The sequence below is a fragment of the Nonomuraea sp. NPDC003804 genome, assembly GCF_040610675.1.
Taxonomy (GTDB): Bacteria; Actinomycetota; Actinomycetes; order Streptosporangiales; family Streptosporangiaceae; genus Nonomuraea.
This window is the reverse complement of record NZ_JBEXMT010000002.1, coordinates 69,496-93,543: the sequence shown is the minus strand read 5'-3', so window position 1 is coordinate 93,543 and position 24,048 is coordinate 69,496. Positions and strand designations below refer to the sequence as shown.

The following is a 24,048-nucleotide window of genomic DNA, read 5'->3' as shown; positions in this document are numbered from 1 at the left end:
GGAAGCGCGGAAGCGCGGGAAGCGCGGAAGCGCGGGAAGCGCGGAAGCGCGGGAAGCGCGGAAGCGCGGGAAGCGCGGAAGCGCGGGAAGCGCGGAAGCGCGGGAAGCGCGGAAGCGCGGGAAGCGCGGAAGCGCGGGAAGCGCGGCAGGCCGCTGGGCGTCAACCCTCTCGTCTTCGGGTCGTGCTCGGCTTCGGGCTGCCGGTCGCCGGCAAGGACCTCATCCCGCTCGGCGCGATCTGCCTGCTGATCCCCTTCGTCCCACCGGCCCGGCGGGCCGGCTCCAGGTCAGCCCACGCGCCGGCCGCCTGACCGCACGGGCCTGCTGCGCGAGACACCCACCCCCGCCAGGCAGAGCAAGCCGCCGAGCAGCGTCAGCCATCCGGGCACCTCGCCCAGCGCGGCCCACGACATCAGCACCACGATCGCGGGCACGAGGTAGGTGGTGGCGCCCATCTTCCCGGCCGTCGTCCTGGCCAGCGCGTAGGCCCAGGTGGTGAACGCGAGGGCGGTCGGGAAGACGCCCAGGTAGACGACGTTGAGCGTGGCGCCCACCGACGCCGTGGACACCTCCTCGACCAGCTGCCAGGCGAACGGCAGGCAGGCGACCGCGCCGACGAAGCAGCCGAACGTCGTCACCTGCAGGGCGCTGGCGTGGCGGAGGGCGGGCTTCTGGAAGACGACGCCGATGCCGTACGAGACGGCCGCCAGCAGGCAGAGCAGCACGCCGCCGAGCGAGGAGCGCCCGCCGTCGGACATCGACACCCCGACGATCGCCGCCCCCACGAACGACACGGCCAGCCCGGCGAGCAGGGCACGGGGGAAGCCCTCCTTGAGCAGCCAGCCGCCGAGCAGGGCGACCACGATCGGGCCGATGTTGACCACCATGGCGGCCGTGCCCGCGTCGACGAGCTGCTCGCCCCAGTTGAGGGCCACCATGTAGAGCCCGAACCAGAGCAGGCCCGAGCCGAGGATGCCGGGCCACGCCGCCCGGGGCGGGACGCCGCCGCCGCGCGCCAGCCAGATCACCGCCAGCACCGCCGACCCGGCCAGCAGCCGGCCCAGGGCGAGGGCTCCGGGGCTGTACTCGGCGCCGGCGCTGCGGATCGAGACGAACGCCGAGGCCCACAGCAGCACGGTGACGCCTGCGGCGACGAGGGCCTTGTTCTCCATGGGACGCCACCTTACGAGCACGCCCCGACAGAACGCTCGCGAGGATCGGCTCCCGCATTTTCACACGAACGTCTAAGACATAAGTGTTGCACATGCGTGTGAGACGCATGTATGGTTTGGAGTGCAGGCAGAACCCCCCTCTCCCTCAGGAGCCCCCCATGAAGAACCGCACCGTCCTGATCTCGGGTGCCAGCATCGCCGGCACGACCCTGGCCTACTGGCTGCACCGCCACGGGTTCACCCCCACCGTGGTCGAGCGGGCACCCGAGATCCGCGCGGGCGGCTACAAGATCGACATCAGGGGAGCCGCGCTCGAGGTGGTCGCCCACATGGGCCTGCTCGACGAGATCCGCCGTGAGCGGACCGACGTCCAGGGCGGCTCGATCGTCAACGCGGCCGGCAAGCGGGTGGCCTCCATGGACGGCGACACGTTCGGCGGCCGCGTCCACGAGGACGCCGAGATCCTCCGCGGCGACCTCAGCAAGCTGCTGTACGACCTGACCCGCGACACGGTCGACTACCGCTTCGGCGACTCCATCGCCTCCCTCACCGAGGGCCCCGACGGCGTGGACGTCGTCTTCGACAGCGGCAGGCAGGCCAGGTACGACCTGGTCGTCGGCGCAGACGGGCTGCACTCCAACACGCGCGGGCTGGCTTTCGGCCCCGAGCAGCGGTTCGTGCACGACATGGGCTACTACGTCTCGATCTTCAGCGTGCCCAACCACCTCGACCTCGACCGGTGGGAGCTGACCTACGTGGGCCCCGGCCGTACCGCGCTGACCTACAGCACCGCCAAGGACACCGGCGCGAAGGCGATGTTCCTGTTCTCCGCGGACGGGCAGAGCGCGCCCGACCCCCGCGACCGCGCCCAGCAGCAGCGGATCCTGGCCGACGCCTACGCGGCCGAGGGCTGGGAGGTCCCGCGCCTGCTCCAGGGCATGGCCGACGCGCCCGACTTCTACTTCGACTCCCTCAGCCAGGTGCACATGGACCGCTGGTCCACCGGCAGGGTCGCGCTGGTCGGCGACGCCGCCTACTGCGCCTCCCCCGCCTCCGGCCAGGGCACCAGCCTGGCACTGGTGGGCGCCTACGTCCTGGCCGGCGAGCTGGCCGCGGCGGGCGGCGACCACGAGACCGGCTTCGCGGCCTACGAGAGGGAGATGCGGCCCTTCGCCGCGGCCAACCAGAAGCTCGGGCCCGCCAACATCAAGCGGATGGTGATGCGGAGCAAGGCCCAGGTCAGGATCGCGATGACGATGCTGTCGCTGATGCACTACCTGCCGGGCAAGGACCGGATGACGGCCAAGATGGTCGAGCCCATCCACAAGGCCGCCACGGCCATCTCGCTCAAGAAGTACTGAGCGCGCGCCGCCGCCGCGCGACCGTGGACAGCCCGATTCCGGCGTCGCCCGGCCGGCGGCGCCCGGGAGACGCCGCGTCCTGACCTCCGCCGCGACCCTCGTCCGCGCCGGGCCGGTCATGTTACGCTCAGGCGCCCTCATGATCCATCGACCAGAGATGGTCGCCACACGCTCCACCTGCCGCTCGGCCAGGTCGCCCTGGCGGCTGTGGAGATCGAGGCCCGCACGCCTCGCGGATGAGGCGTCATGGTGTCGATGGAGGTGAGTCAGGGGTGGACGAGTTCAGCGCGACGCTCAGCGAGCTCACCGAGGAGTACGAACGGCAGGCGCGCCGGATCAAGGAGGCGTACGCCGAGCTCAACAAGGTGGAAGTCTCCGTTCAGTCGGACGACGAGATGGTCACGGTGACGGTGGGCCCGCGTGGGCAGGTGCGCCGTATCGAGCTGAACCCGAGGGTCTATCGCAGGCTCTCGCCCACCGAACTCGCCAACGCGATCACCGAACAGATCACGCGCGCGACGGCCGCGGTGGCGGATCGGTCGAGGGAGCTGGTGGGCCCGCTGCTCCCCGAGGGCGTGCCGTACGAGGAGATCTTCGGCGAGGGCGCGGACCTCGACTCCTTGTTGCCTTACCCCGGTTCGGCATGAACCGGGAAGGTTACTCCGCCGACTGGCAGACGATCCGGCGCGAGAGCGCCGTGTTCGGCGACCGGCACATCGAGGTGGCCGACGCCAAGGAGGCCCTGCACAAGGCCTTCGACAGGGACAGGACGGCCCTCGGCAGCGATCAGTACGGGGCGGAGCTGGCCAAGCACCTCCCTCGGATCGAAGAAGAGATCTTCGCGGCGTTCGACGCCTATCTCGACGAGCTCGCCTACACCGGCACCGGCCTGCGCGTGAACGCCGACGTCTACGAGGTCACCGAACAGGCCAACCGGCGGAACGTGTGATCGGCACCGGCAGGCGCTGACGGCGGTCGATCATGGGGTTCGACGGGTGCGTGGTGCCGGAGTTCCTGCGGCCGTACGTGGACTGGGTCACCGGGATGGCCTGGCCGGAGGGCGATCCGCAGCGGTGCTTCCGGATGGCTGACGCCTGCGTCGCCACGGCGCACCGGGTGGTGGCGGGCACGGCCGCGGCGGATCCGGCCACGGCGAGGTTGGTGGGCGACGCGTGGGACGGCGACGCCCAGCAGGCGTTCGTCGCGCACGTGCAGCGGACGGTGGGCGGACGGCAGGCCGACCTGGTCAAGAAACTGATCGACGCGGCGATCGCGCTGAACGCCGTCGGAGTGACGATCCAGCACGCCCAACGCATGATCACGCTCATCGTGGTCTTCCTGATCATCACGCTGCCGCTGCTGCTCTGGCAGGCGCCATGGCTGCTCCGGCCGTTCTTGCAGATCACGCGCATGAGCGCGCTGCAGATCGCCATGCACACCCTCAGGCTGATGGCCGTCTTCGCCGTCTTCGGCGGGGGGATGGATTTCGCGACGCAGCTCTCCCAGGTCCTGGGGGGACGGCGGGACGACGTCGACGTGAACCAGCTCCTGGTCAGCCTGCGCGACGGCGCGATCAACGGACTGCTGACCGGCTTGCTGGGCGGCGGGCTGGGACGGCTGGCCACCCCGGCGTTACGGGCCGGTGTGGCCCGTGCCGAGGCGGCCTTCGGCGAGAGGCTGCTGGCCGCCTTGACCACCACGATGCCCGGCCAGATGGCGCAGTACGGCATCGCGGGGTCGGCCACCACGGCGATCAGCCTGACACTGGACGGCAAGCCGCTGGACTGGGACCTCATCCTCAAGAGCGGCACCTCCGCCGCCCTGGGCGCGGACGGCCAGCATCTGCTGGCGCACGTGCCGGGCCATGTCGAAGGGGGTGGCGCACCGCCTGCCGTTCACCTCGACGGCGGACCACCCCCGGGTCCCGCCCGCCGCGTCCTCGGGCCTGCCGACGGTGCCATCACCAGCCTCGCCCAGACCACGCCGGAGGCCCCCACCCAAGTCGGGGCCAAGGATCACACGGGCACGCCCGGCCTCCTCACACGCACCGCCCAGGCCGACCTCGCCCCACCCCCGTTCATCACGCGCCCCGAACCTCCGGCCCCCGTACGGGGCGAACCGGCCGCGCCGGGGCCGAGAACCCCTCCTGCGGCACCTGCGCGCGTGCCGGCAGGCCCACCGCACCGCGCCGTTCCCGAAACCGCCTCGGGACGCGGCGTCGCCGAGAGCCATGGGACGCGCGCCGTACCGGAGACGGGAGCCAGGCAGGAAGGGCCGTCGCGTCAGGGCGGCGACCGGACACCGGTCTTCGAGGGACGCCGAGCCGACGACTCGTCGGCACGTCCGAACGATCTCTCCCCACGGCGGGCAGGCGCCGACGAGGTGCCGCGTCCCGCCCGGCCGGAGCCGAACGCCACGGGTCCGAGACGCAGCATCGACGACCTGATCAACCGCCCGCTGGATCCACCCGCGGACCGCCCGGCGACGCACGCCGACGGGTCCCGGCAGGGGGCGGGAACGCACCTGGCGGACGGCGACCGCGCCGCACCGCAGCCGGTCGGGCGCGCCTCCGGCGACGGCGCCGGCGCCGGCAGCGCGCGCTCACCCGAGATCCGCGACCCGCGCATCGCCTACAGCCTCGACAACTACCCGTCCCCCACCACGCAGGCCGCCGTCCCGCGCTCACCCGAGACCCGCGACCCGCGCATCGCCTACAGCCTCGACGACTACGCGCGGTCGACCGCACAGGGCGGAAACTCCCGTTCCGCACCCGAGGCCGCCACCTCACCGTTGCCGCACGCGCCGGACGCCCACATCCCGAGAAACCGCATCGACGAGTCGATCAGCCGGCCCCCCGACCAGGCCGGACGTTCGCAACCGTCGAACATCCCTCCGCACCCCGGGCACCGGCCCCTGCCACCCGAACTGGCCCGGGCCTTCGAGGGCTTCCGCCCGGAGGAGGACGGCCACAGGTTGACCGGCGGCCTATCCGCGCGCAGCGTGACCTCGCACCACCTCGGCGACGGGTCCCATTGGGTGCACAAGGTCGTCGAGCGGACAGGACAGGCGGACGCGGAGGTGCTCGGGTCGGTCCTGGGCGAGGCCATCGGTGCCAATGTGCCGCCCATCTACCGTCTCGATCCCCACACGATCGTGATGCCCTTCATCGGCGACGGCACGGCGCTCGCCTTCCTTCCCGCACCGACGACCCTGGCGGCCAAGCTCCTGGGCCTGCTCCACGTGCTCGCCGTGGACGGTGACGCCAACCGGCTCAACATCATCCTCGACGAGCGCGGGGAGCCTTGGGGCATCGACATGTCGGGCTCGTTCGAGGGCCTTCCGCCGCAGTACGTGGGCCGCATCGCCGAGGTGACGATCAGCCCGTTCGCCGACCACTGGGTGTCGAGAGACATGTCCGGGTACATCGTCAGCAGCTTCGAGTACATCCCGAACGAGTTGAGCCGTTCCGACGTCGTGCGGCTGAGCCGGCAGATCCAATCCGTCCGGCCGTACTTCGAGGGTCTGGGCCGGGGCGACTGGTTCGCCGGCGTCTGGAAGCGATGGGAGAAAATCGCGGAGAACGCCTCGGCGACGACCTCCATCTTCGATCAGGAGTGAGTGACAGTGTTGCAGGTCAGAGAGATCCACACCGGGCGGCTCCTGGGCACGATCGACCTCACCGGTGACGGCGAGCTCGCCGCGAGCGCCGCGGAGCTCCATGACATGTTCGTCCAGACCATGGCGTCGCGCGGGCTGAGCGCGGCAGAGGTGTTCGAGTGGTACACCGGCTGGAGCAACGGCTACGTGGAGATCGTGCCGGTCGACTAGCTCACCCGTTCCCGCGGCGGCTCTCGACGCGCACCCTCCGAGGAACCACGCCTGCGGGGCGTTCGTTGACCGGAACGAGAGAGATCGCCGACCTTCGGGAGTCGCAGCGTGGAAATCACCGGCATCATCTCCGGCGTCCTCATCGGTATCGTCATCGGCGCTCTGGGGCGTCTGGTCGTACCGGGGCGGCAGCGGATGCCCATCTGGCTGACGATCGTGATCGGTGTGGTCGCGGCACTCGTCGGCACCGCCATCGCGGCCACCCTGGGGGTGGCGGACACGGCGGGCATCGACTGGATCGAGCTCGGCATCCAGGTGGCGCTGGCCGCACTCGGGGTGTCGCTCACCGCCGGCGCGTACGGCAGGCGCCGCACATAGGTCCCACCGTCGCCGGCCGGGCCACGAGACGAACTCGTGGCCCGGCCGGCGTTTTGAGTGGGGAGCGGAGACGGCTACCGGACGGCCCGCCCGTCAGGCACGTCGTCCGGACCGCCCCTGCGGCGCGCTACCAGTCGCCGTCTCCGCCTTCCTCCTCGTCACCTTCGAAGATTTCCTCGATGACCTCGCCGGCCACCAGGCCGCCGACCACGCCCGCCGCGCCGGCGGCGGCCACCGCGCCCCACCCCGGCCCGCCGTGCTGCTCGTGGTGCTGGTGGTGGCCGTAACCGCCGTGGTGGTCGCCGTGGCCGTACCCCTCGTGGCCGTAACCGCCGCGGTGGCCGCCGTGCTGGCTGAGACCGGCGAGCCAGCGGCCGATCTCGCTCGGCCAGTCGGTGCGCATGGCGTCGTCGTGGCTGATGGTGAAGCGGCCGATGGAGTCGCCCGAGTAGCGGCCGGCCCGCTTGTCGGCCTCCAGGACGACCTCGAGGCCGCCCGGGTTGGTGACGAAGGTCAGCTCGACCTCGCCGACGGTCCCGGCGTGCTGGGGCGGCGGGTAGAACTCGATCTCCTGGTAGAACGGCAGCTGCTGGCTGGAGCCGTAGATCTGGCCCACCTCCAGGTCCGCCGACCTGAACTGGAAGCCGAGCTGGAGGAACGCCTCGAGGATGCGCAGCTGGGAGGGCAGCGGCTCGACCGAGACCATGTCCAGGTCGCCCTTGTCGACGGCCTTGGCGATGGCCAGCTCGGTGCGCACGCCCAGCGCCATGCCGTTCAGCTGCTGTCCGCCGATCTCGCTGATCGGCGTCTCCCACGGCACCGGGATGCTGAAGCCGATGGTGCGCTCCTCGCCCTTGCGGAGGACGAACGGGCCGGAGACCTGGGCGCGCGAGAACTCTCCCACTCCGGCTCCCTCGCCCTCGCCGTACTCGATCTCGACCCGGGCGACCAGGCCAAGGGTGATGTGCTCGATGTCGGCGTCGAAGTCGCCGCCGTTGAGCCGTACCTCGCCGGTGAGCGTCCCGCCCGGCTGGGTGCGCGGAGTGGTCAGGACGGTGTCCACCGAGGGGGCGCCCACACCGAATGCGCCCAGCATCCGTTTGAAGACCACGGCTTGTCTCTCCCTGTCGACGGTTGATGGCATGTGTCAGCCACCCGCCTGAACGATCAACGTGCGGGCCGGGTTCCAGGGCAGGTCAGGCGTGGGTGCGCCGGCTTGTGACGAACGACCCCTTCCAATGCCTCAGAGGACTTCCCAGTCGAGCTCGCCGGCGACCGCCTTGGGTTTCCAGTAGCCGACGGAGCCGTTGCCCTCCATGGCGTCGGCGGTGGCCTTCAGGAGGGCGTAGTACGAGCGGATCGGGCGTCCTCCGGGCGTGAAGCTCATGGTGCCCTCGTGATCGGTGTCGCCGACGTCACGCTCCACCGAGTCGATCACCAGGTGGTTCCCCGACCCGTCGGAGCCGATGGGCAGCATGCGCCCGTCCCACCAGTCGGTTCGCGGATCGGAGAAGCCCCCGTCGCGGATGTCTTCGCCGTCGATCTCACACAGCTGCTGCCACGTGCCATGCATCTCCTCGACGCTGAGGCTCCAGTTGCCCAGGAAGCCGATACCCCAGACGTCCTTCACCTCGACCGTCCCGTCGTGCCGCAGGAGCGAGGCCCGCAGGTCGTCGGGGAACGGCGAGCCCATCCGCGCCTCCGCCGCCGCGATGTCCTCGGCCCTTCCGGGCCTGCCCAGCGTGCGATAGGACTTCGGGGCGTTCGTCTTCAGCCAGGCCTCGATCCGCCGCCACTGCCGGTTCACCGCCCGGGCCACCTTCGCGTCGACCTTCCGTACCCGCGGGCCGGCGCTGCCGGGCCGGCAGTCCGCGTCGGGCGTCGGCTGGTAGTCCGGCGCCGGCTGGTAGTCCGGCGCCGGCACCGGCGCCTGCGTCTCCACGCCCTCGACGACCTGGCGATCATCGGCCTGGCGCTCGTCGATCGCGGCGAAGAGGCACCTGGCATCGACATCCGAGGTGGTCTTGTCGCACAGCGCGTCCTGCGACACGAAGGAGGTGACCTGGCGAGCCGCTTCCTCTGGTCGTTGCTTGGAGAAGACGGCCGATTCGAGGGCCTGGGTGCCGGCGGCCAGGACGAGAAGCGCCAGCCCGGCGATGCCCCAGCGGGTCAGGCGGCGTCGGACGGCCGGCTCCAGCGGCACCCTCGGCCGGTCGTCCATCTCCGCGAACGCGGGGTGGTCCAGGACGGAGGGTCTGGCGGCGTAACGGTGGAGATCCTCGGCGGTCGGGGTGCCGAGGACCGGCGCCGGGGGCCACGGTGCCGTAGGCCGGCTCTGGGCGGGAGCGGGAACGGGGTTGGCGGGAGCCGCCTCAGCCAGCTGAACCGGCGGGCGTCGGCGAGAACGCACGATCGCCACGATCGCCGCCGCCACGACGGCCGCGAACAGCGCCAGCCATACCCCGCGGGACATGATCAATCGCCGCACGTCCGGCAGAGTACCTGGAATTCCTCTTTAGGGGATCAAAAGCCCGCACTCTCCCGCACGACGCCGCCGATGACCGTGGTCACGACCTTGTGGACGGCGCCTGCCTCCGGCGGCGTGCCGTACTGGCCGGCGAACAGCAGGTGCCCGCTCCCGATCAGCGTGAGCGCGAGCGTGTCGACGTCGGCGTCCGCCGCGAGGCGGCCCTGTTCGCGCTCGGCGGCGAGGTAGGACGCGATCATGGCCGTGGCCTCCGCCAGTACGGGAACGCCGGTCGGCCTGGCCTCGCGCAGCCTGGTGCGCAGGTTGTCCCTGGCGGTGATGAGGCCGACGATCGCCACGGCGACCGACTCGAACAGATCCGTGAGCGCGTCGGTGAGGTTGCCGGCGACGGTGCCGGTCCCGGCGGACCCGCGCAGCGCGGCGGCCTGGGCGTCGATCCGGGCGATGCGGTCGAGCACGAGCTCGGCGAGGAAGGCGTCGAAGTCGGGGAAGTGCCGATGCAGGACACCCTTGGCGCACCCTGCCTCGGTGGTGACCGCGCGGCTGGTCAGCGCGTTCGGCCCATCGCGGAGCAGGACGCGCTCGGCGGCGTCGAACAGTTGCTCCCGCGGATCGCGGAGGGCTACCCCTGTCGGCATCGTGCGTCTCTCCTTTCCTCGTCGGGTTGATGAGTGGGCACGTGCCCACTATGGTGGGCGCATGCCCACTATACCTTCGGCGGGAGCGCCGCTTCCTGAACACGAGCCTCACCAGCACCGACAGGTGGCCGAGTCGTTCGGCGTGGACGCCGAGCGCTACGACCGGACCCGGCCCCACTACCCCGACGCCATGGTGGACCGGATCGTCGCCGGCAGCCCCGGGCCCGACCTCCTCGACGTCGGCTGCGGAACCGGCATCGACGCCCGGCAGTTCCAGGCGGCCGGCTGCGCCGTCCTGGGCGTCGAGCCCGACGCGCGGATGGCCGACTTCGCCCGGCGCCACGGCCTTGAGGTCGAGGTGGCGACGTTCGAAGCCTGGGAGCCCGCCGGCCGTACCTTCGACGCGGTCGTCGCCGGGCAGACCTGGCACTGGGTGGACGCGGCCGCGGGAGCCGCCAAGGCGGCACGGGTGCTGCGCCCCGGCGGACGCCTGGCGGCGTTCTGGAACGCCTTCGAGCTGCCGCCCGACGTGACGGACGCGTTCGTCTCGGTCTACCGGCGGGTGATGCCCGACTCGCCGGTCAAGCTCCCGGTGGCGCCGGGCCTGGACGGGTACCAGGCACTGTACGCCAAGGCCGCCGACGGCATCCGGCAGGTGAGCGGGTTCGGCGAGCCCGAAGAGTGGCGGTTCGACTGGGAGCAGCCCTACACCAGAGACGAGTGGCTGGACCAGATGCCGACCCAGGGCGCCCTCACCCGGTTCCCGCCTGACCAGCTGGCGCAGGTGCTGGAGGGCGTGGGGGCCGCCATCGACGCGATGGGGGGCGGCTTCACGATGCGTTACGCGACAGTGGTCGTCACCGCCACCCGAACCGGCACCGCCTGAGGATCCGGACAAGCCGCGCACCGCCAGCCGGTCACCTCCCGAGGATCCGGACAAGCCGCGCACCGCCAGCCGGTCACCTCCCGAGGATCCGGACAAGCCGCGCACCGTCAGCCGGTCGCCGCCGATCCGCCGAGCCCGAGTTCGCCCGCGCGGAGCCCCGCCTGGAACCGGGAGTCGGCCTCGAGCTTCGCCATCAGCTCCGCGACCCGTCTCCGGTAGGTGCGCAGCGAGAGGCCGAGCCGTCTGGCCCCTGCCTCGTCGGTGTGCCCGGCGCCCAGGGAACGCAGGACCTCCAAGCCGTCGGCGTCGAGGTGGGGCACCTCCCCCGCGAGATAGGCGTCGACATCGGTGGCGGTCTCCCAGGCCGCCTGGAAAAGCGCGTGCACACCGCCGACCAGCACGGGCGAGGTGGTCACGGTGAACTCCCTGGGACCCGGCGCGTCACGACCGGCGAGGATCGCCACCCGCCGGTCGATGATGAGCGTCTCGTGCGGAAGAGGCGTCGAGCTGATCCGCACCTGGGCGCCCCTGGCCGTGATCTCGCGGAGATGCAGCCTGGCCGCCTCGTCGGCGAGAGCCACCGGGCTGAGAAGCTTCTTCACCGGGAAATCGGCAGCGCCGGTCGCGCGGATCCGGTCCGCGACGGCCTGCCGTGCCGCGGGCTGCGACCAGGTGGCCAGGTCACGGGCCACGCACACGAACTCCTGCCGTATGCCGGCGAACAGGTGACCGGTCCGGGCGACGAGCTCGATATCACCGCGCACGGTGATGAGCTGATCGGCAGTCACCCGTTCATTATCGCCGCCGTCGCGGCGCGGTGGCAGCTTGCTGCCACCGCGTTGGCTCGCCGTACGGGGCGGAGGAGGCTGGTCGGCATGACGACCAACGACATGCATGCAGCCGCTTCACCTGGAGAGTTCCTCCTCGGCGGAGACCTCGCCGTCCGCCGCCTCGGTTTCGGCGCCATGCGACTGCCGACCGGTGTGTTCCAGGGACCCGTCCGCGACCCGGAGACGGGCGTCGCGGTGCTGCGCCGCGCGGTCGACCTGGGTGTCAACCACATCGACACGGCGTGGTTCTACCGGAGGGGCGCGGTGGCGGCCAACGACCTCATCCGGAGGGCGCTCGCCCCCTATGACGACGACCTGGTGATCGCGACGAAGGTCGGACCGTTGTTCAACGCCGACGGGATTCCCGGGGGCCAGGCCGGCCCGGACGCGTTGCGGGGCCTGGTGGAGGACAACCTGCGCACTCTCGGCGTGGACCGGCTCGACCTCGTCTACCTGCGGGTGGGCGGCATGGCCGGGCCCGGAGGCGAGTCGGTCGCCGACCGGTTCGCGGTGCTCGCCGACCTGCGCGAGCAAGGGCTGATCCGGCACCTGGGCCTCAGCAACGTCGACGCCGCCCAAGTCGCCGAGGCGCGGACGATCGCCCCGGTCGCGGCGGTGCAGAACAGCTTCCATGTACAGGACCGGGGCGACGCCGGGCTCCTGGCGCAGTGCGAGAAGGACGGGATCGCGTTCGTGCCGTTCTTCCCGCTCGGCGGCGGCCTTCGCCCGATCGACCCGGCTCGCATGGAGCGGGTCACGGCCCGCCACCGGGCGACCGCGGCGCAGGCGGCGATCGCCTGGTTGCTGGCGAGTTCTCCCGCGCTGCTCGCCATCCCCGGCACCGGCTCGCTCGACCACCTGGAGGAGAACATGGGCGCGAGCCGGATCCGCCTGACGTCTCAGGACCTCGCCGAACTCGAGAGCTGAGCCTGTGTCACCACCCGACGACGACCCCCACCGCCGCTGCGCGACCCGCTCAGAACGGCCGGCGGCGCCCGCCACGACTTGCCGTAACGCAGAGAACTCCGGCGCTCCCGCGGACAGAACCTGATGTGGATGTGACGATGCGCGCCCGGATCAGGGACGCTGACCAGCAGGCGTTCGGCGAGCTCTTCAACGAGTTCGCCCGCGCCGTCCACAACCATGCCTACAGGCCGCGCCGCGAGCTGTTCCGCCCGACGGCCCTCGGCCCCGTGCTGGGACATCAACGTGGGCGTCGACTACGTCCCCACGGGCAGGGGATGCAGCCCGCAGCCGCGCAGCCAGAGCTGGTTGCCCGAGGAAGAGCCGAGCTGTCCGTCTTCTGTCCCGACCAGCTCGACATGTCCCAGCCGACCTTCCAGATCGACCCCTCGGCCATCAAGGAGGGCCAGACCGGGGTCCTGGCGTTCAGCGTGAACGAGCAGCATCCGGCCGGCGTGCCGTTCCCGATCCATGATCCAGGTCACTGACCGGCCCATCCCAGTGCCGCGAGTGCCGCGGCGATCCGCGGGTCCGCCTGAGCCGCCTCCCCCAATACGCTCGCGAGCGTCGCCTCGTACGTGAGACTCGCTTCGGCGTAGCGTGCTCTGCCTGCCTCGGTGATGACGGTATAGATGCCGCGCTTGTCATCTGGGCACAGGTCCCGGTAGGTGAAGTCCGCCGCGTTCAGCCGCGCCACCAGGCGGGTGACCGAGCTCTGGTTGAGCCCGAGCTTGTCGGCCAGTTCCTGCATGCGCAGCTCACCGGCGGAGGAGGCGGCCAGGTGGCCGAGCGCGCGGTACTCCGACAGGCCCATGCCGTGTCGCCGCTGGAGGGTGATGGCGAGACTGCTCTCTACCCGAGCGTGCAGCAGCAGGACGTGATTCCACGAGCTGGACATGGCCGACGGCGCGGCGATCGAGGTCGGGGCGGAAGCTGTCGAACCCATGAGGGGCCTCCTCCTTCTGTGGCTTTCCCGGCGCGGGATTGACAACAAGATACATGTACATGCAAGCTTTTGCTCGGCCAAGTGCTTGCAGATACATGCAAATAATTGAGGAGTTCTGACATGGCCTGGATCTACCTGCTCGTCGCGGCCGTCTTCGAAGTCATCTTCGCTCTGGCCACCAACGCCACCGAGGGCTTCACCCAGCTGTGGCCGTCCCTGCTCACCGCCGCCGCGGCGGCCGGCGGGATCTTCTTCCTGAGCCTGGCACTGAAGACGCTGGACGTCGGCGTCGGCTACACCGTCTGGACGGGCATCGGCTCGGTCGGCACGGTACTGCTCGGCTCCGTGATCTTCAGTGAGGAGCTGACCGTGTGGAAGGCCCTGGCCTTCGTCCTGATCATCGGCGGTGTTCTGGGGCTCAAGCTCGCCGACCGCCTGTCCGCGACCAAGCCCTCCGCCGCCTGACCCTCACCCACCCTCTCCTGAAGGAACGTCATCATGGCCTGGATCTATCTCTCCATCGCGATCGTCTTCGAGATCGGCTTCGCGCTCGGCACCAACGCCACCAAGGGCTTCACCCGGCTGTGGCCCTCGGTCTTCACCCTGCTGTCGGCCGCCGGCGGCATCTTCACCCTCAGCCTGGCGCTGAAGACGCTGGACGTCGGCGTCGGCTACACCATCTGGACCGGCATCGGCTCCATCGGCACCGTCGTCCTCGGCGCCCTCATCTACAAGGAGAAGATCACCCCAGCCAAGCTCGCCTCATTCGCTGCGATCATCGGCGGCGTGGCGCTCCTCAAGATCGCCGCAGGTTTCTGACCCGCGATGCCGAAAGTCGACCGACCCGCCTGGCTGACCGAGCACCTCGCCCGAGCCGTCGCCCTGGCCGTCGCCGAGGTCGAGTCCGGCGGGATCCCGTTCTCCGGACTCGTCGTGGACGGTGCGGGAACCGTGCTCGGATCCGGCGTCAACCGGGTCAGAGCCCACCGGGACCCCACCGCCCACGCCGAGATCGTCGCCCTGCGCGACGCCGCCCGCAGGCACGGGCTCCACGCCCTCGCGGGCACAACCCTGATCGCCTCCGGCGAACCCTGCCCGCTGTGCTACGTCACGGCACTGTGGTCGGGCATCGGCCAGATCGTCTTCGCAGCCGACCGGCACACGGCCGCCGCCGCCGGATTCGACTACGCCTCCTCCTACGACCTGTTCGCCGTACCCGTCGAGCAGTGGCGGCTGTCTCCCCTGCACGTTCCCGTCGACAACGCACAAGAGCCGTTCCGCGCCTGGCTCGCCCGCGGACAGGAGGTCTCATGACCGTACATATCAAGATCTGGTCCGACTACGTCTGTCCCTTCTGCCTGCTGGCCAAGCAGCCGATCGCCGAGGCGGTCGCCGGACGCGACGTCGTTGTGGAGTGGATGCCCTTCGAACTGCGACCAGAGCCGGCGCCCACGCTCCGCCCCGAAGGCGACTACCTGCGCAGCATCTGGTCACAGGTGGTCTACCCCATGGCCAGGACAATGGGCGTGGACATCCGGCTCCCCGACGTCTCACCGCAGCCGTACACCCGCCTGGCCTTCGAGGGGTACCAGTTCGCCAAGGAGCACGGCCTGGCCGAAGCCTACAATGACCGCCTGCTGCGCGCCTTCTTCGAAGACGGCGCCGACATCGGCGACCTTGCCGTCCTGGAACGGCTCGCGGACGAGCTCACGCTTCCCGCCGCCGACTACCGCGCCGCCCTGGAACAGGGTAGCTACGCAGGCGCGCACGCCGCCGCGCTCGCCGAGGCCGCGGCATACCGGATCAGCGTCGTACCCACGCTGTTGGTGGGCGACGCCAGGATCGAGGGCATGCCGAAAGCCGACGCCTTGCGTGAGGCCATAGACAGCGCTGAGGCGAAGGAGACGGATCTCCTCAGGCGCGGCCTCGCCTGCTCGATCGACGGCTGCTGAACGACAGGATCACCAGTGTCCGCGCAGGCGTGGTGCGGGCGGGAGGCGTGTCGATGGCGTCAGATCCTCTTCCGGGGCCGGCGAGCGACCCGGCAGGACCGTGGGCTATAGCGGCCCGGCTTCCCGCATGTCCCTCGCTGAGCGTGGCTGCCGCGGCCGTCTCGAACCGGGCGGCCCGACGCGTACGGCTCACCAAGGCGTCCGCCCGGCAGTGGCCGAGGAAAGACCCCGCGCGGCCACAGCTCCGGTGTGGTGGCTGCGTCGGCGGCTTCCCTCCAGGCGGCGGCGGGAGCGGTCGTAGCGGCGGGTGGCGCGTGGGTGGGTGTCGTCCATCGCGTCCTGGACGTCCACGCAACGCGGCGCCCGCGTCCAAGGCCTGCAATTTCCTCGGTGCAGGTATTGACGCCTTACTCGAACACCGCACGGCGTCGAATATCTTCAACAAATGTCAGGCGCCGGACACTAGCGCACGTTGTCGTTCCGCGCTTCCTTGCCGGCCTGATCGGGACCGCTCTCGCCCATGACCACCATGCGGCCGTTGGTGACCTTCTTGGCCGGCAGACCACCGGTTTCCACGCAACTCGTCCCTACCGGTAGTGGCGGCGGCCGGTCGGGGAACAGATCCGACACCGGCTCACGCGAGCTCGGTGCGCGCATTTCGATGGACATCTTGACCTTGCCCGGCAATTGCCCGACCCCGTCAGCGGTGGCGAAATAGGACACCCCATCGACAATCTTGTACGCGTAGGCGACGAATGACCACGCGTCCCAGACGCCATCCTGAGGCGGGTCAGGGTCATCGGACTTACGAGGTGGCAGACAGGCCGTGGCGTAGACCGTCCAGCCGCTGTCACGCAGTTTTCGCATGCCTTTCACGGCCCACTGCCGCGCGTCTTCAGCCGGGACCCCCGTGGCCTGATCGGCCAGGACCACGGTCACCTGGCCGCGGGTCGCGCGGAGCCGGTCCGAGTTCTGGAAGGCGACCCTGGTGGACGGCTTGCTGATGGCTTCACCGGCAAAGGGCTGTGACCGCATGACCGTAATGCGATCATGATCGGTTTGTGTGGTGGCGCTCGGGGCCATACACCCGCTCAGCAGCACGCAGACCGGCACCAGGAGGACTCGCCTGGTCATTTGGGGGCCACCACGCCCTGTACGTGTTTGTATCCCAGCGCCGAGACGTTGCCGTTGCGGAAGTCGTCCTCACTGACGCGGACCATTTGCCCGCCCGGGTCATAGAAGATCAAGTCATTGCCCTGGTGCCCGACGAGCAGCACATAGTGGGCAGGATAGGAGTCTCCGATGAGGACCGGCACCGTGTGGCCGGCGTCCACCGCACTGACGGCGTCGTTGAGGGCGGGGTTGACCGATCCGGCTGAGGTGTCATCGACGATCCGCCAGTCATAGTCGGCGCCGAAGGAGTCGGCGTGCTTGTTCATCTCGCCGGACAGTCCCCATGGGCTGGTGCCCAGGCCCTGTGGCCACAGGGTGTTGGTGGCATCGTGGATGCGGTTCTGCTCGTCGGCGAACTTCTCCCGCAGGTCGGTCCCTGACAGCGAGTTGCCCTTTTCATCCGTGGTCAGGCCCAGCGCGTACAACGGGTCGTTCATCGCGCGGGCCACCATGATCGAGGTCGAGCCGCAGGTCGTCTGATTCTGCTGCTCCAGCTCGACTCCGTTGACGAGGACCGTACCGCTGCTGCCCGGGTTGACCAGGCTGAGGTGCTCGCGTAGCCAGGTTTCACTCTTGCCGTGAATGGCCCTGGCGAAGTTGCCGATGTCATCGACCGAGTGCCCAGCCGCGAGCGCCTTCATCAGATAGGCCCGCTCCGCCTCGGAGCCCGCACTTTCCAGAAGCTGCTGCATGCGGGCCCGCTCCGCTTCCGACAAGGCGTCCATCTTGGACGCCGCCCGGGCCAGCTGTGCCGTGCTCAGGATGCCGTCTTCTTCCCCTGTGGTGCCGGCGATCCCCGCGTTGGCCAGGAGGACCGCATCGAAGGCGTCCACGTGGTGCGACCGGACGGCACCGGCGCGCGCCTTGCCCTGCACGTCCCGCAGCCCGCGCCGCAGTGTGTCGGACGCGGTCTGAAGTTGTTCGAAAACCTCGATGGCGCCGTCAATGGCCCTGATGGCCTTGCGGATCTCATCGATGATGCCGCCGTCATGGTCGAACGGCCATACGGTGTCCCAGATATTGCGCAGGATGTCCAGAGTGCTGTTGAGCTGGCCCACTGCTTCAGCCAGGTGTTGCCGATGATGGCCGAGCTCCCGTTTCAACCGGCGGACCTCGTCGGCGTACTCCTCCAGCAACGTGGCCGCCTTGCGCATGGCCGGCGTGGCCTGCTGCAGCAGATCGTCGGTCGCTTTGAGCGCGGCAAGCGCCTCCGTGGCGGTGTCGCCCGTCCATACCGAAGGGACGGAAGCCTTTGTGTGGTCGATATCAGTGTTGGCGGTGTTGAGCGTGGTCGCCATATTGCGGAAGGCTTTGCCGAGGTCGTCGATGCCGTCCGGGTCCCCGGGGACGTCCCGAAATATCGAGGCCAACGTGTAAATGCTGCTGACGATCTCGCCGATCATGAGGGCCGGGTTGGAAACCGTCGCGAGGAAGGTGCCGACCTGCTTGAGCCGGTTGATCGCGGTAGTCGCCTGGAGGTAGTCGTCCGAGGTCACGTACGGCCGTCCGCGACGCGCCGATTCTTGGCGGCGACATAGTCATCAACCGACTTGAACCCTTCGGCTGATGCACGGGTTGCCAGGCACCACTGTTCGAGCACCTCGCGATAAACCTCGAATTCTTTCTCCCAGGCATCCCGGACGGCAACCACGGCTGCGGTCGGATCGGTGAGCTTGAATTCATCCTCAGGCGACTCGAGCGCCTGTTTCCAATCGCGACGGGCGATCCGGATATCGTCTGCGGTATCGCATACGGTCCCGGCCTTCTGCTTGATCGCGCTGTGCGCGTACAGCACCTCCGATGAGCCCACGACTTTCTCCCCGGAATTAAATCAAGATGCGGTGCCAAGCTGGAAACAACGCGGCTTTCAAAAGGTAGATCGCAAACGTCGGAACAGCTTACAGCGCGCTCCGTCGCCGCCGCCACGCTTCCGCCGGTAACAAGATCACCTCGCCTGGCACGTCTCGGGGATTGAGCCGACCCCCCGCGCTGCACCGCAACGGGATCGACACCGCGATCAGCGAACGCGACCTGCGTACGGCGGGTCACCGTGGCACTCGATCCCGACAAGGGCACGGCCAGCTCAGGCCATGAGCACCGTCTTCGGCGGCGACCGACGGGTCGAGTCCACGTGAGATGGTCCCAAGAGGGTGTTCACGAGTCAGCCTGAACCTACAGAAGCAAGGCTCTGAAGACCGCTTCCCGGACCCAGGTTGATCGTTTCCCCCGGTCGAGGCTGTTTGGACGGCTTGGCTGCGGCTCCTGTCGGCTGCGGGGATGCAGGGCGCCGGCTCAGCGAGATTTGGTGAGTGACCACAGGGATACCGCCATGAGCAGAGCGGTCAGCCCGCCACAGATCATCACGGTGGAGACCGAGAAGGCGTCGACGACGCGGCCGCCGAGGAACGCGCCGAGGGCGAAGGTCGCCTGGAAGGAGGAGGTGAAGATGACCGTGGCGGCTTCGGGCGTGTGAGGGGCGGCGGTGATGAACGATGCCTGCGAGCAGACGGGCACGCCTCCGTAGGCCAGGCCCCAGATCACGAGCAACACCACGGCGCCGACGGTCGTGCCGCCTACCGAGGGCAGCAGCAGGGTGGTGGCCGCGATCAGGCAGCCGCAGGTTGCGAAAGCGGCTCGCAGGCGTGTGGCGGTGGCCTTGCCTGCCAGGAAGTTGCCGACGATTCCGGCGATGCCGTACGCCAGCAGGACGGCGCTGACGGCTGTAGGAGGCAGGCCGGTGACGTCCTGGAGGAAGGGTGTGACGTAGGTGTAGGTGCCGAAGTGTGCCAAGACGATGAGGACGGTAGCCATCAGGGCGATGGCGGCGCCCCGGGTGCGCAGCAGATCGAGCAGGACGCGAAGGCTGGTGACCTGGTGGGCGGGCAGTGGCGGCAGCAGTATCAGCAGGGCGGCCAGGACCAGGATGGCCAGCACGGCCAGGACCAGGAAGGCGGTTCGCCAGCCGGCGAGGTTGCCGATGAAGGTGCCGACCGGTACGCCGAGCACGGAGCCCAGTGGCACGGCGGAGAAGATCACAGCGGTGGCGGTGCTGACGGCGTGCGGCGGCATCAGGCGGCCGGCCAGCCCGGCTCCGATCGACCAGAAACCGCCGATGGTGAGGCCGACGAGCACCCTGGAGATCAGCATGACCCAGTAGGAGGTCGCCACTGCGGCCAGCACGTCGGCCACGGCGAGCACCGCCATGAGGACGCACAGCATCACGCGGCGGTCCAGGCGCGCGGTGGTCAGTGTGACGGTGGGTGCGGCGACCGCGGCGACGATGCCGGGCAGAGCCATGGTCAGCCCTGTGGTGCCGGCGGAGATGCCGAAGTCGGCGCCGATGGAGGTCAGCAGGCCGATGGGCAGGATTTCGCTGGTGACGATGGCGAAGATGCCCAGCATGAGCGAGGTGACCGCGAGCCAGTTGATGAGGGGCGAGCGGGGCCGGGCGAGCGTGGTGGTGGACATGATTCCCGTTCAGACAGGTGCGCGTGGCGTGCAGGCACCCAGCCAAGCAGGGATGAAGCAGCGGGCACTGGCACGTTTCGGACGCAACCGTCGCCACGACTCGTGCACCGTCAGCGCTCGTGCGGCCGTCGCTACCGATATGGATCGACTCTCGCCGAGGTCTCCGACAATCCGAAGACCTCGGGAAACCTGGCGATGCCGACTCCGGCGCAGGTCGCGATCGTTGCCACCGACGCGTGCGCCCCGTCCACGGCCAGCTTCTTCGCGGCCTCCAGGAGGGCCTGATCGTTGCGTTCGGCTTCGGCGTGCCGGGGAGCTTTGCGGGTCATGCGCTCATTGACATACACGGCATCTGCGTGCGCCCACGACGCGGACTTCACTCACCGGCACATCGCGTCGATGAACTCCGAGAAGCCCGGGAACTCCTCTCGCGCCCCCGCCACGATCTCCGCCGCGGAACGGCGCCTCCCCGGCGCGTACCGCTCCGCGATCGCCTGGAATGCCTCGTTCGGCTGCGTCTCACGACTTGGGTCGGCGAATGCCTCTGCCGGGCCCAAGCCGTCCGCGAACAGCCGGAGCAGATCACCGAGATCGCGAGCTATCACGCCGCATTCACCCTCAGAACCGAGGTAGACGACAGGCTGCTCGATGATTGACATACCAGGCCGAACCAGCCAGAAACCGACATAGTCGCCCGCCCCAGTAGCGCCGAAAAAGCGGAATTCGCTGCCATCGACCTCATCGTTACCGGTCCACAGGCGAAACCACCACGCGGTCCTCTCCGGCGCCTCGAACCGTTCGTACAGCTCGAAATCACAACCGTGGGCCTCGTCGGTTTCTTCGTCCCACGTCCACTCGAAGCCCACCTTGGCCACCTCGGCCAAGGCGATGGGGAGGGCCAGATGTTCAGGTGTCTCCGTCATCCTGGGAGACTAGACCATTCCACATCCGGTAGCCGATCTGAGCGCGCTGCCGCCATGGAGGATCATCACGGCCAGCGGAGCAGTGATCTCCGCACTCACACGCGGCAAGCTACGCATCCTCGCGGGACACACGTCATCCCGGGGCTGGGGAAGATCAAACTCCGGCAGCTACGTGCCGATCACGTGGATGAGTGGCTCGACCAGCTCGCCGGCAAGCTGGCCACCACCACCCTGCGAGAGACCCACAGCGTGCTCAAGAGAGCCATCCGGCAAGCTCAAGCACGCGACATGGTGCTCAGGAACGTTGCCGAAATGGTCACCACGCCCACGGGCACGGCCGGACGCCCCAGCAAGGCACTCACGCGGCAACAGGCAGAAGCCGGGCTCAAGGCCGCCAGGGCGTACCCATCGAGACCATCGCCGATCTCGTCAGGCACCCGCGTCACGGCAGCCGTGTACCGGCACCAGCTCAGGCCGGATCACCAAGGGTGCCCACACAATGAACACCATCTTCGGCGACAGCCGACACGGGTGGAGAATCCGACTGAGATGGCTCCCCGATTGGCTCCCATCGACTTCCAGACATGAGAAAAGGGCCCCGGATGACTCCGAAGACCCTTCTCACCTGCATCTTCCTGGTGGGACGTTCACGAGGACGGCTGAGCCGTGTATTCAGAGGGGCGAAGAAGATCGCTTCCCGGATTCCTCGGACTTCAGGCGAGGTCGAGAATCGGGATCAGTTGCTCCTCCTCATACCTCAGGTGCGCTTCAAGCTCATCGACGAGCCGCTCGATCTCGGCCCGTACCTTCAGCGGATCCTCACCGGAAAGGGCCTGCTTCAGCTCTTCCAGGAGTACGGCGATGCGCTCGTGCTCCTGGGCCAGCCGCTTCAACGTCGGAGCGAGCGTGGGATGCTGCTCGGCCAGGCCGGGGAACATCATGGTGTCCTCGCCCGTGTGGTGATGGTGCAGTCCCTGGCAGACGGTCAGGCAGTTGATCCTCAGCTGCACGCCCAGGCCTGGCCGTCCTGAATCGGACAGCTCCTTGCGGATCAGCGCGAGTTCGCGGCGGAAGCCGTCGTGCACCAGTTTGAGGTACGCACCGCCCGACGGTGCGCTGTCCCGGGGCGGACCAGCCACGCGAAGTGCGACGACCGGGATGGTGCGCGTCGTCCTGGCCTGGTAGTCGGCCCAGCCAGGGTCGCCTTCCACCGCGCGGGCGAACGCCGCGTCGCGCTCGGCGCCCTCCAGGACCTCCGCCTCGACATCGAAGATGAGGACGCCCGTCTCGACGGTGGCGCGCGGGTTGGCCTTCAGATTGTGGTACCAGGCCGGGTTGTTCGGCGCTCCCCCGGCGGAGGAGATGACCAGCATGCGCTCGACGCCGTCGGGCAGGTAGGCGAGCGGGGTCGTGTGTGGCCTGCCCGAGCGGGCGCCGGTGGTGGTGAGCAGGAGCAGCCTCGCTCCCTCGAAATGGCCACCGACTTAGCCGTTGTTGGCGCGGAACTCGTCGATGACCTGCTTGTTGAAGGGCGGGCCTGGTCGTGGTGCTGGACCCGGATCCGGCCGCCGAGCACCACGCGGCCGTACGCCGCGCGGTGCAATCCTGCCCTTCCGGAGCGCTCAGCGTCATCGCGTAGCGCCGATCCCGAAACGGACGGTGACCAACACTCCCACCGTCGCTGCGGAAAAGGCGTTTCATCGAGGTGGACGACAGAACTGCCGTAGAAGTCACCGGGCGGCTGCACTCACGAGTATGCGGTTACGAAATCGCGAGGATTCACGAAATTCGCGCCAGAGCCGCAGCAATGTCGCCGTATGTCAGCTACGTGCTCAAACGGAATGTCGTTATTCACCCTACGGTGGGGAGATGCTGGAGTCCCTGCGGTTCATCACCTCCCCCCAGACGGTTCGGCTGCGTCTGACCCTCCTGTACGGGCTGCTGTTCGCCGCGTCGGGCGCCGTCCTGCTCACCATCACCTTCCTGCTGGTCTGGAACTCCCGGCGCAACACCGCGTCGCTGCGCTATGGCACCCTGGAGCCCGGGCGGCAGGTGCCTACCCCAGCCCTCAGCCTCGCCGAGCAGGCCCGCGAATACGTCCAACGGCAGAACGAGGCCCTCATCCAGGACCTGCTGATCCAGTCGGTGATCGCGTTCGCCATCATGACGATCACCTCGTTCGCGATCGGCTGGCTGATCTCCGGGCGGATCCTGCGGCCGCTCCGAACGATGAACGATACGATCAGGCGGATCTCCGCGCGGAACATCCATGAACGGCTCGCCCTTCGAGGTCCCCACGACGAGCTGCGGAATCTCGCCGACACCGTCGACGGGTTGCTCGGCAGGCTGCACGCCGCGCTGGACGCGCGCAAGCATTTCGTCGCCAATGCGGCGCACGAGCTGCGCACGCCGCTCACCGTGGAACACGCGCTGCTGGAAGAGGCCATGCTCGACACCGGCGCCGACGCCGACTCCCTGCGCTCGACCATGGGCAGGCTGCTGGCCATCAGCGAGCAGCAGGGACGCCTGCTGGAGTCGCTGCTCACCCTGGCCGAGAGCGAGGGAGGGCTCGCCCACCGGCAGCCCGTCGATCTGGCAGCGGGCGCCGACCGGGTGGTAAGCGCGACCCCGGCCGGCGACCTGCGGCTCCAGTCCGCTCTCTCGCCCGCCCTGGCTTCAGGGGACCCGGCGTTGATCGAACGCCTCGTGGCCAACCTGGTCGACAATGCGGTGCGCTACAACATGCCCGGCGGCCGGGTCGAGGTCGTCACCGGCATCATGGACGGTTGGGCCGTTGTCTCGGTGCTGAACACCGGGCCGGTGATTCCGCCCGACCAGGTGGCACGCCTGCTCGAGCCCTTCCAGCGGCTGGATCGCACCGTCCGCAGCAACGGCCACCATGGGCTGGGCCTATCCATCGTTCGCGCCATCGCCGCCGCCCACGACGCCCTGCTCTCCGCGCAGGCCCGGCCCGATGGCGGGTTGTCGGTGCGTGTCGCCTTCCCCCTCGCGATCAGCCTGGCACCGCAGGATTGACCATGA

The 24,048-nt window shown here is 69.2% G+C and carries 28 protein-coding genes and 1 pseudogene; 16 read left to right on the top strand and 13 right to left on the bottom strand.

Annotation, left to right across the window (positions count from 1 at the left end):
• Positions 1-182: 182 nt before the first annotated feature.
• Positions 183-311: a hypothetical protein gene (locus tag ABZX22_RS02715; RefSeq protein WP_354905415.1), complete on the top strand. Its 129-nt coding sequence runs from the start codon at positions 183-185 to the stop codon at positions 309-311.
• Here the strand turns inward: ABZX22_RS02715 and ABZX22_RS02710 are convergent.
• The gene (locus ABZX22_RS02710) at positions 288-1,172 is read right to left on the bottom strand and encodes a DMT family transporter (protein ID WP_354905413.1); all 885 of its coding nucleotides are present in this window, start codon (positions 1,170-1,172) and stop codon (positions 288-290) included. The two genes, ABZX22_RS02715 and ABZX22_RS02710, sit on opposite strands and share 24 nt — an antisense overlap.
• 158 nt (positions 1,173-1,330) lie before the next feature.
• Here ABZX22_RS02710 and ABZX22_RS02705 point away from each other — a divergent pair, with 158 nt between their 5' ends.
• The 6 genes from ABZX22_RS02705 to ABZX22_RS02680 all read left to right on the top strand — a co-directional run bounded on the left by ABZX22_RS02705 (position 1,331) and on the right by ABZX22_RS02680 (position 6,739).
• Positions 1,331-2,533, top strand: a complete 1,203-nt coding sequence (locus tag ABZX22_RS02705) for an FAD-dependent monooxygenase (RefSeq protein ID WP_354905410.1) — start codon at positions 1,331-1,333, stop codon at positions 2,531-2,533.
• Between the two features lie 272 nt (positions 2,534-2,805).
• Entirely contained in the window at positions 2,806-3,180 is a 375-nt protein-coding gene (locus ABZX22_RS02700; RefSeq protein ID WP_354905408.1) for a YbaB/EbfC family nucleoid-associated protein, read from the top strand.
• Positions 3,177-3,482, top strand: a complete 306-nt coding sequence (locus ABZX22_RS02695) for a hypothetical protein (protein WP_354905405.1) — start codon at positions 3,177-3,179, stop codon at positions 3,480-3,482. Before ABZX22_RS02700 ends, ABZX22_RS02695 begins: the two co-directional genes overlap by 4 nt.
• A gap of 32 nt (positions 3,483-3,514) precedes the next feature.
• Complete coding sequence (locus ABZX22_RS02690) at positions 3,515-6,151, top strand: hypothetical protein (RefSeq protein ID WP_354905402.1); 2,637 nt, start codon at positions 3,515-3,517, stop codon at positions 6,149-6,151.
• Positions 6,152-6,361: a hypothetical protein gene (locus ABZX22_RS02685; RefSeq protein ID WP_354905400.1), complete on the top strand. Its 210-nt coding sequence runs from the start codon at positions 6,152-6,154 to the stop codon at positions 6,359-6,361. It abuts the gene before it with no gap.
• Between the two features lie 108 nt (positions 6,362-6,469).
• A complete protein-coding gene (locus ABZX22_RS02680; RefSeq protein WP_354905397.1) occupies positions 6,470-6,739 on the top strand; it encodes a GlsB/YeaQ/YmgE family stress response membrane protein in 270 nt (89 codons plus the stop codon).
• 127 nt (positions 6,740-6,866) lie between these two features.
• Here ABZX22_RS02680 and ABZX22_RS02675 read toward each other — a convergent pair whose 3' ends face one another.
• The 3 genes from ABZX22_RS02675 to ABZX22_RS02665 all read right to left on the bottom strand — a co-directional run bounded on the left by ABZX22_RS02675 (position 6,867) and on the right by ABZX22_RS02665 (position 9,865).
• The gene (locus ABZX22_RS02675) at positions 6,867-7,850 is read right to left on the bottom strand and encodes a sporulation protein (RefSeq protein ID WP_354905395.1); all 984 of its coding nucleotides are present in this window, start codon (positions 7,848-7,850) and stop codon (positions 6,867-6,869) included.
• A gap of 132 nt (positions 7,851-7,982) precedes the next feature.
• Positions 7,983-9,227: an SMI1/KNR4 family protein gene (locus tag ABZX22_RS02670; protein WP_354905392.1), complete on the bottom strand. Its 1,245-nt coding sequence runs from the start codon at positions 9,225-9,227 to the stop codon at positions 7,983-7,985.
• A 35-nt stretch (positions 9,228-9,262) separates the two neighbouring features.
• The gene (locus ABZX22_RS02665) at positions 9,263-9,865 is read right to left on the bottom strand and encodes a TetR family transcriptional regulator (RefSeq protein ID WP_354905389.1); all 603 of its coding nucleotides are present in this window, start codon (positions 9,863-9,865) and stop codon (positions 9,263-9,265) included.
• A 61-nt stretch (positions 9,866-9,926) separates the two neighbouring features.
• Between ABZX22_RS02665 and ABZX22_RS02660 the strand changes: the two genes are divergently transcribed.
• Positions 9,927-10,751: a class I SAM-dependent methyltransferase gene (locus tag ABZX22_RS02660; RefSeq protein WP_354905386.1), complete on the top strand. Its 825-nt coding sequence runs from the start codon at positions 9,927-9,929 to the stop codon at positions 10,749-10,751.
• Positions 10,752-10,858: 107 nt separating this feature from the next.
• Here ABZX22_RS02660 and ABZX22_RS02655 read toward each other — a convergent pair whose 3' ends face one another.
• Entirely contained in the window at positions 10,859-11,539 is a 681-nt protein-coding gene (locus ABZX22_RS02655; protein ID WP_354905384.1) for a DNA-binding response regulator, read from the bottom strand.
• Positions 11,540-11,626: 87 nt separating this feature from the next.
• On the opposite strand from ABZX22_RS02655, the gene ABZX22_RS02650 reads away from it, so the two are divergent.
• On the top strand, positions 11,627-12,508 hold the full coding sequence (locus tag ABZX22_RS02650; RefSeq protein WP_354905381.1) for an oxidoreductase: 882 nt from the start codon (positions 11,627-11,629) through the stop codon (positions 12,506-12,508).
• Between the two features lie 137 nt (positions 12,509-12,645).
• Positions 12,646-13,032 carry a hypothetical protein gene (locus ABZX22_RS02645; protein WP_354905378.1) on the top strand — a complete coding sequence of 129 codons (387 nt, stop codon included), beginning with the start codon at positions 12,646-12,648 and terminating at the stop codon, positions 13,030-13,032.
• On the opposite strand, the gene ABZX22_RS02640 is transcribed toward ABZX22_RS02645, so the two are convergent.
• A complete protein-coding gene (locus tag ABZX22_RS02640; RefSeq protein WP_354905375.1) occupies positions 13,026-13,490 on the bottom strand; it encodes a MarR family transcriptional regulator in 465 nt (154 codons plus the stop codon). The genes ABZX22_RS02645 and ABZX22_RS02640 overlap by 7 nt on opposite strands.
• A gap of 120 nt (positions 13,491-13,610) precedes the next feature.
• Between ABZX22_RS02640 and ABZX22_RS02635 the strand changes: the two genes are divergently transcribed.
• From ABZX22_RS02635 to ABZX22_RS02620, 4 genes are read left to right on the top strand one after another with little or no spacing between them, the layout of a single operon-like run.
• Positions 13,611-13,955 (top strand): multidrug efflux SMR transporter, encoded by a 345-nt coding sequence (locus ABZX22_RS02635; protein WP_354905373.1) that lies wholly within the window; start codon positions 13,611-13,613, stop codon positions 13,953-13,955.
• Positions 13,956-13,988: 33 nt separating this feature from the next.
• A complete protein-coding gene (locus ABZX22_RS02630; protein WP_354905370.1) occupies positions 13,989-14,309 on the top strand; it encodes a multidrug efflux SMR transporter in 321 nt (106 codons plus the stop codon).
• Positions 14,310-14,315: 6 nt separating this feature from the next.
• The gene (locus ABZX22_RS02625) at positions 14,316-14,804 is read left to right on the top strand and encodes a nucleoside deaminase (protein ID WP_354905367.1); all 489 of its coding nucleotides are present in this window, start codon (positions 14,316-14,318) and stop codon (positions 14,802-14,804) included.
• Positions 14,801-15,442 (top strand): DsbA family protein, encoded by a 642-nt coding sequence (locus ABZX22_RS02620; protein ID WP_354905365.1) that lies wholly within the window; start codon positions 14,801-14,803, stop codon positions 15,440-15,442. Before ABZX22_RS02625 ends, ABZX22_RS02620 begins: the two co-directional genes overlap by 4 nt.
• Before the next feature lie 462 nt (positions 15,443-15,904).
• Here ABZX22_RS02620 and ABZX22_RS02615 read toward each other — a convergent pair whose 3' ends face one another.
• The 7 genes and pseudogenes from ABZX22_RS02615 to ABZX22_RS02585 all read right to left on the bottom strand — a co-directional run.
• A complete protein-coding gene (locus ABZX22_RS02615) occupies positions 15,905-16,576 on the bottom strand; it encodes a hypothetical protein (RefSeq protein WP_354905362.1) in 672 nt (223 codons plus the stop codon).
• Entirely contained in the window at positions 16,573-18,111 is a 1,539-nt protein-coding gene (locus ABZX22_RS02610) for a WXG100 family type VII secretion target (protein ID WP_354905360.1), read from the bottom strand. Before ABZX22_RS02610 ends, ABZX22_RS02615 begins: the two co-directional genes overlap by 4 nt.
• Positions 18,108-18,425 carry a hypothetical protein gene (locus ABZX22_RS02605; RefSeq protein WP_354905357.1) on the bottom strand — a complete coding sequence of 106 codons (318 nt, stop codon included), beginning with the start codon at positions 18,423-18,425 and terminating at the stop codon, positions 18,108-18,110. The genes ABZX22_RS02610 and ABZX22_RS02605 overlap by 4 nt, the downstream gene beginning before the upstream one ends.
• Before the next feature lie 482 nt (positions 18,426-18,907).
• A complete protein-coding gene (locus ABZX22_RS02600) occupies positions 18,908-20,083 on the bottom strand; it encodes an MFS transporter (protein WP_354905355.1) in 1,176 nt (391 codons plus the stop codon).
• 131 nt (positions 20,084-20,214) lie between these two features.
• Positions 20,215-20,412 carry a hypothetical protein gene (locus ABZX22_RS02595; RefSeq protein ID WP_354905352.1) on the bottom strand — a complete coding sequence of 66 codons (198 nt, stop codon included), beginning with the start codon at positions 20,410-20,412 and terminating at the stop codon, positions 20,215-20,217.
• Between the two features lie 51 nt (positions 20,413-20,463).
• Complete coding sequence (locus ABZX22_RS02590; protein ID WP_354905349.1) at positions 20,464-21,006, bottom strand: SMI1/KNR4 family protein; 543 nt, start codon at positions 21,004-21,006, stop codon at positions 20,464-20,466.
• 713 nt (positions 21,007-21,719) lie between these two features.
• Positions 21,720-22,478 (bottom strand): annotated as a pseudogene (locus tag ABZX22_RS02585) (nitroreductase/quinone reductase family protein); the annotation flags it as partial.
• Between the two features lie 71 nt (positions 22,479-22,549).
• Between ABZX22_RS02585 and ABZX22_RS02580 the strand changes: the two are divergent.
• Both ABZX22_RS02580 and ABZX22_RS02575 read left to right on the top strand, forming a co-directional pair.
• Positions 22,550-22,645, top strand: coding sequence for a (4Fe-4S)-binding protein (locus ABZX22_RS02580; protein WP_354905347.1), 96 nt, complete (start codon positions 22,550-22,552; stop codon positions 22,643-22,645).
• A 116-nt stretch (positions 22,646-22,761) separates the two neighbouring features.
• Positions 22,762-24,042 carry a HAMP domain-containing sensor histidine kinase gene (locus ABZX22_RS02575; protein WP_354905344.1) on the top strand — a complete coding sequence of 427 codons (1,281 nt, stop codon included), beginning with the start codon at positions 22,762-22,764 and terminating at the stop codon, positions 24,040-24,042.
• The last annotated feature ends 6 nt before the right edge of the window (positions 24,043-24,048 follow it).

Excerpts from the sequence above, each read along its gene's own strand:
- ABZX22_RS02710 (WP_354905413.1), bottom strand. The coding sequence starts at position 1,172 with ATGGAGAACAAGGCCCTCGTCGCCGCAGGCGTCACCGTGCTGCTGTGG.
- ABZX22_RS02705 (WP_354905410.1), top strand. The coding sequence starts at position 1,331 with ATGAAGAACCGCACCGTCCTGATCTCGGGTGCCAGCATCGCCGGCACG.
- ABZX22_RS02695 (WP_354905405.1), top strand. The coding sequence starts at position 3,177 with ATGAACCGGGAAGGTTACTCCGCCGACTGGCAGACGATCCGGCGCGAG.
- ABZX22_RS02690 (WP_354905402.1), top strand. The coding sequence starts at position 3,515 with ATGGGGTTCGACGGGTGCGTGGTGCCGGAGTTCCTGCGGCCGTACGTG.
- ABZX22_RS02665 (WP_354905389.1), bottom strand. The coding sequence starts at position 9,865 with ATGCCGACAGGGGTAGCCCTCCGCGATCCGCGGGAGCAACTGTTCGAC.
- ABZX22_RS02660 (WP_354905386.1), top strand. The coding sequence starts at position 9,927 with ATGCCCACTATACCTTCGGCGGGAGCGCCGCTTCCTGAACACGAGCCT.
- ABZX22_RS02650 (WP_354905381.1), top strand. The coding sequence starts at position 11,627 with ATGACGACCAACGACATGCATGCAGCCGCTTCACCTGGAGAGTTCCTC.
- ABZX22_RS02645 (WP_354905378.1), top strand. The coding sequence starts at position 12,646 with ATGCGCGCCCGGATCAGGGACGCTGACCAGCAGGCGTTCGGCGAGCTC.
- ABZX22_RS02640 (WP_354905375.1), bottom strand. The coding sequence starts at position 13,490 with ATGGGTTCGACAGCTTCCGCCCCGACCTCGATCGCCGCGCCGTCGGCC.
- ABZX22_RS02635 (WP_354905373.1), top strand. The coding sequence starts at position 13,611 with ATGGCCTGGATCTACCTGCTCGTCGCGGCCGTCTTCGAAGTCATCTTC.
- ABZX22_RS02630 (WP_354905370.1), top strand. The coding sequence starts at position 13,989 with ATGGCCTGGATCTATCTCTCCATCGCGATCGTCTTCGAGATCGGCTTC.
- ABZX22_RS02625 (WP_354905367.1), top strand. The coding sequence starts at position 14,316 with ATGCCGAAAGTCGACCGACCCGCCTGGCTGACCGAGCACCTCGCCCGA.
- ABZX22_RS02620 (WP_354905365.1), top strand. The coding sequence starts at position 14,801 with ATGACCGTACATATCAAGATCTGGTCCGACTACGTCTGTCCCTTCTGC.
- ABZX22_RS02615 (WP_354905362.1), bottom strand. The coding sequence starts at position 16,576 with ATGACCAGGCGAGTCCTCCTGGTGCCGGTCTGCGTGCTGCTGAGCGGG.
- ABZX22_RS02600 (WP_354905355.1), bottom strand. The coding sequence starts at position 20,083 with ATGTCCACCACCACGCTCGCCCGGCCCCGCTCGCCCCTCATCAACTGG.
- ABZX22_RS02595 (WP_354905352.1), bottom strand. The coding sequence starts at position 20,412 with ATGACCCGCAAAGCTCCCCGGCACGCCGAAGCCGAACGCAACGATCAG.
- ABZX22_RS02590 (WP_354905349.1), bottom strand. The coding sequence starts at position 21,006 with ATGACGGAGACACCTGAACATCTGGCCCTCCCCATCGCCTTGGCCGAG.
- ABZX22_RS02575 (WP_354905344.1), top strand. The coding sequence starts at position 22,762 with ATGCGGTTACGAAATCGCGAGGATTCACGAAATTCGCGCCAGAGCCGC.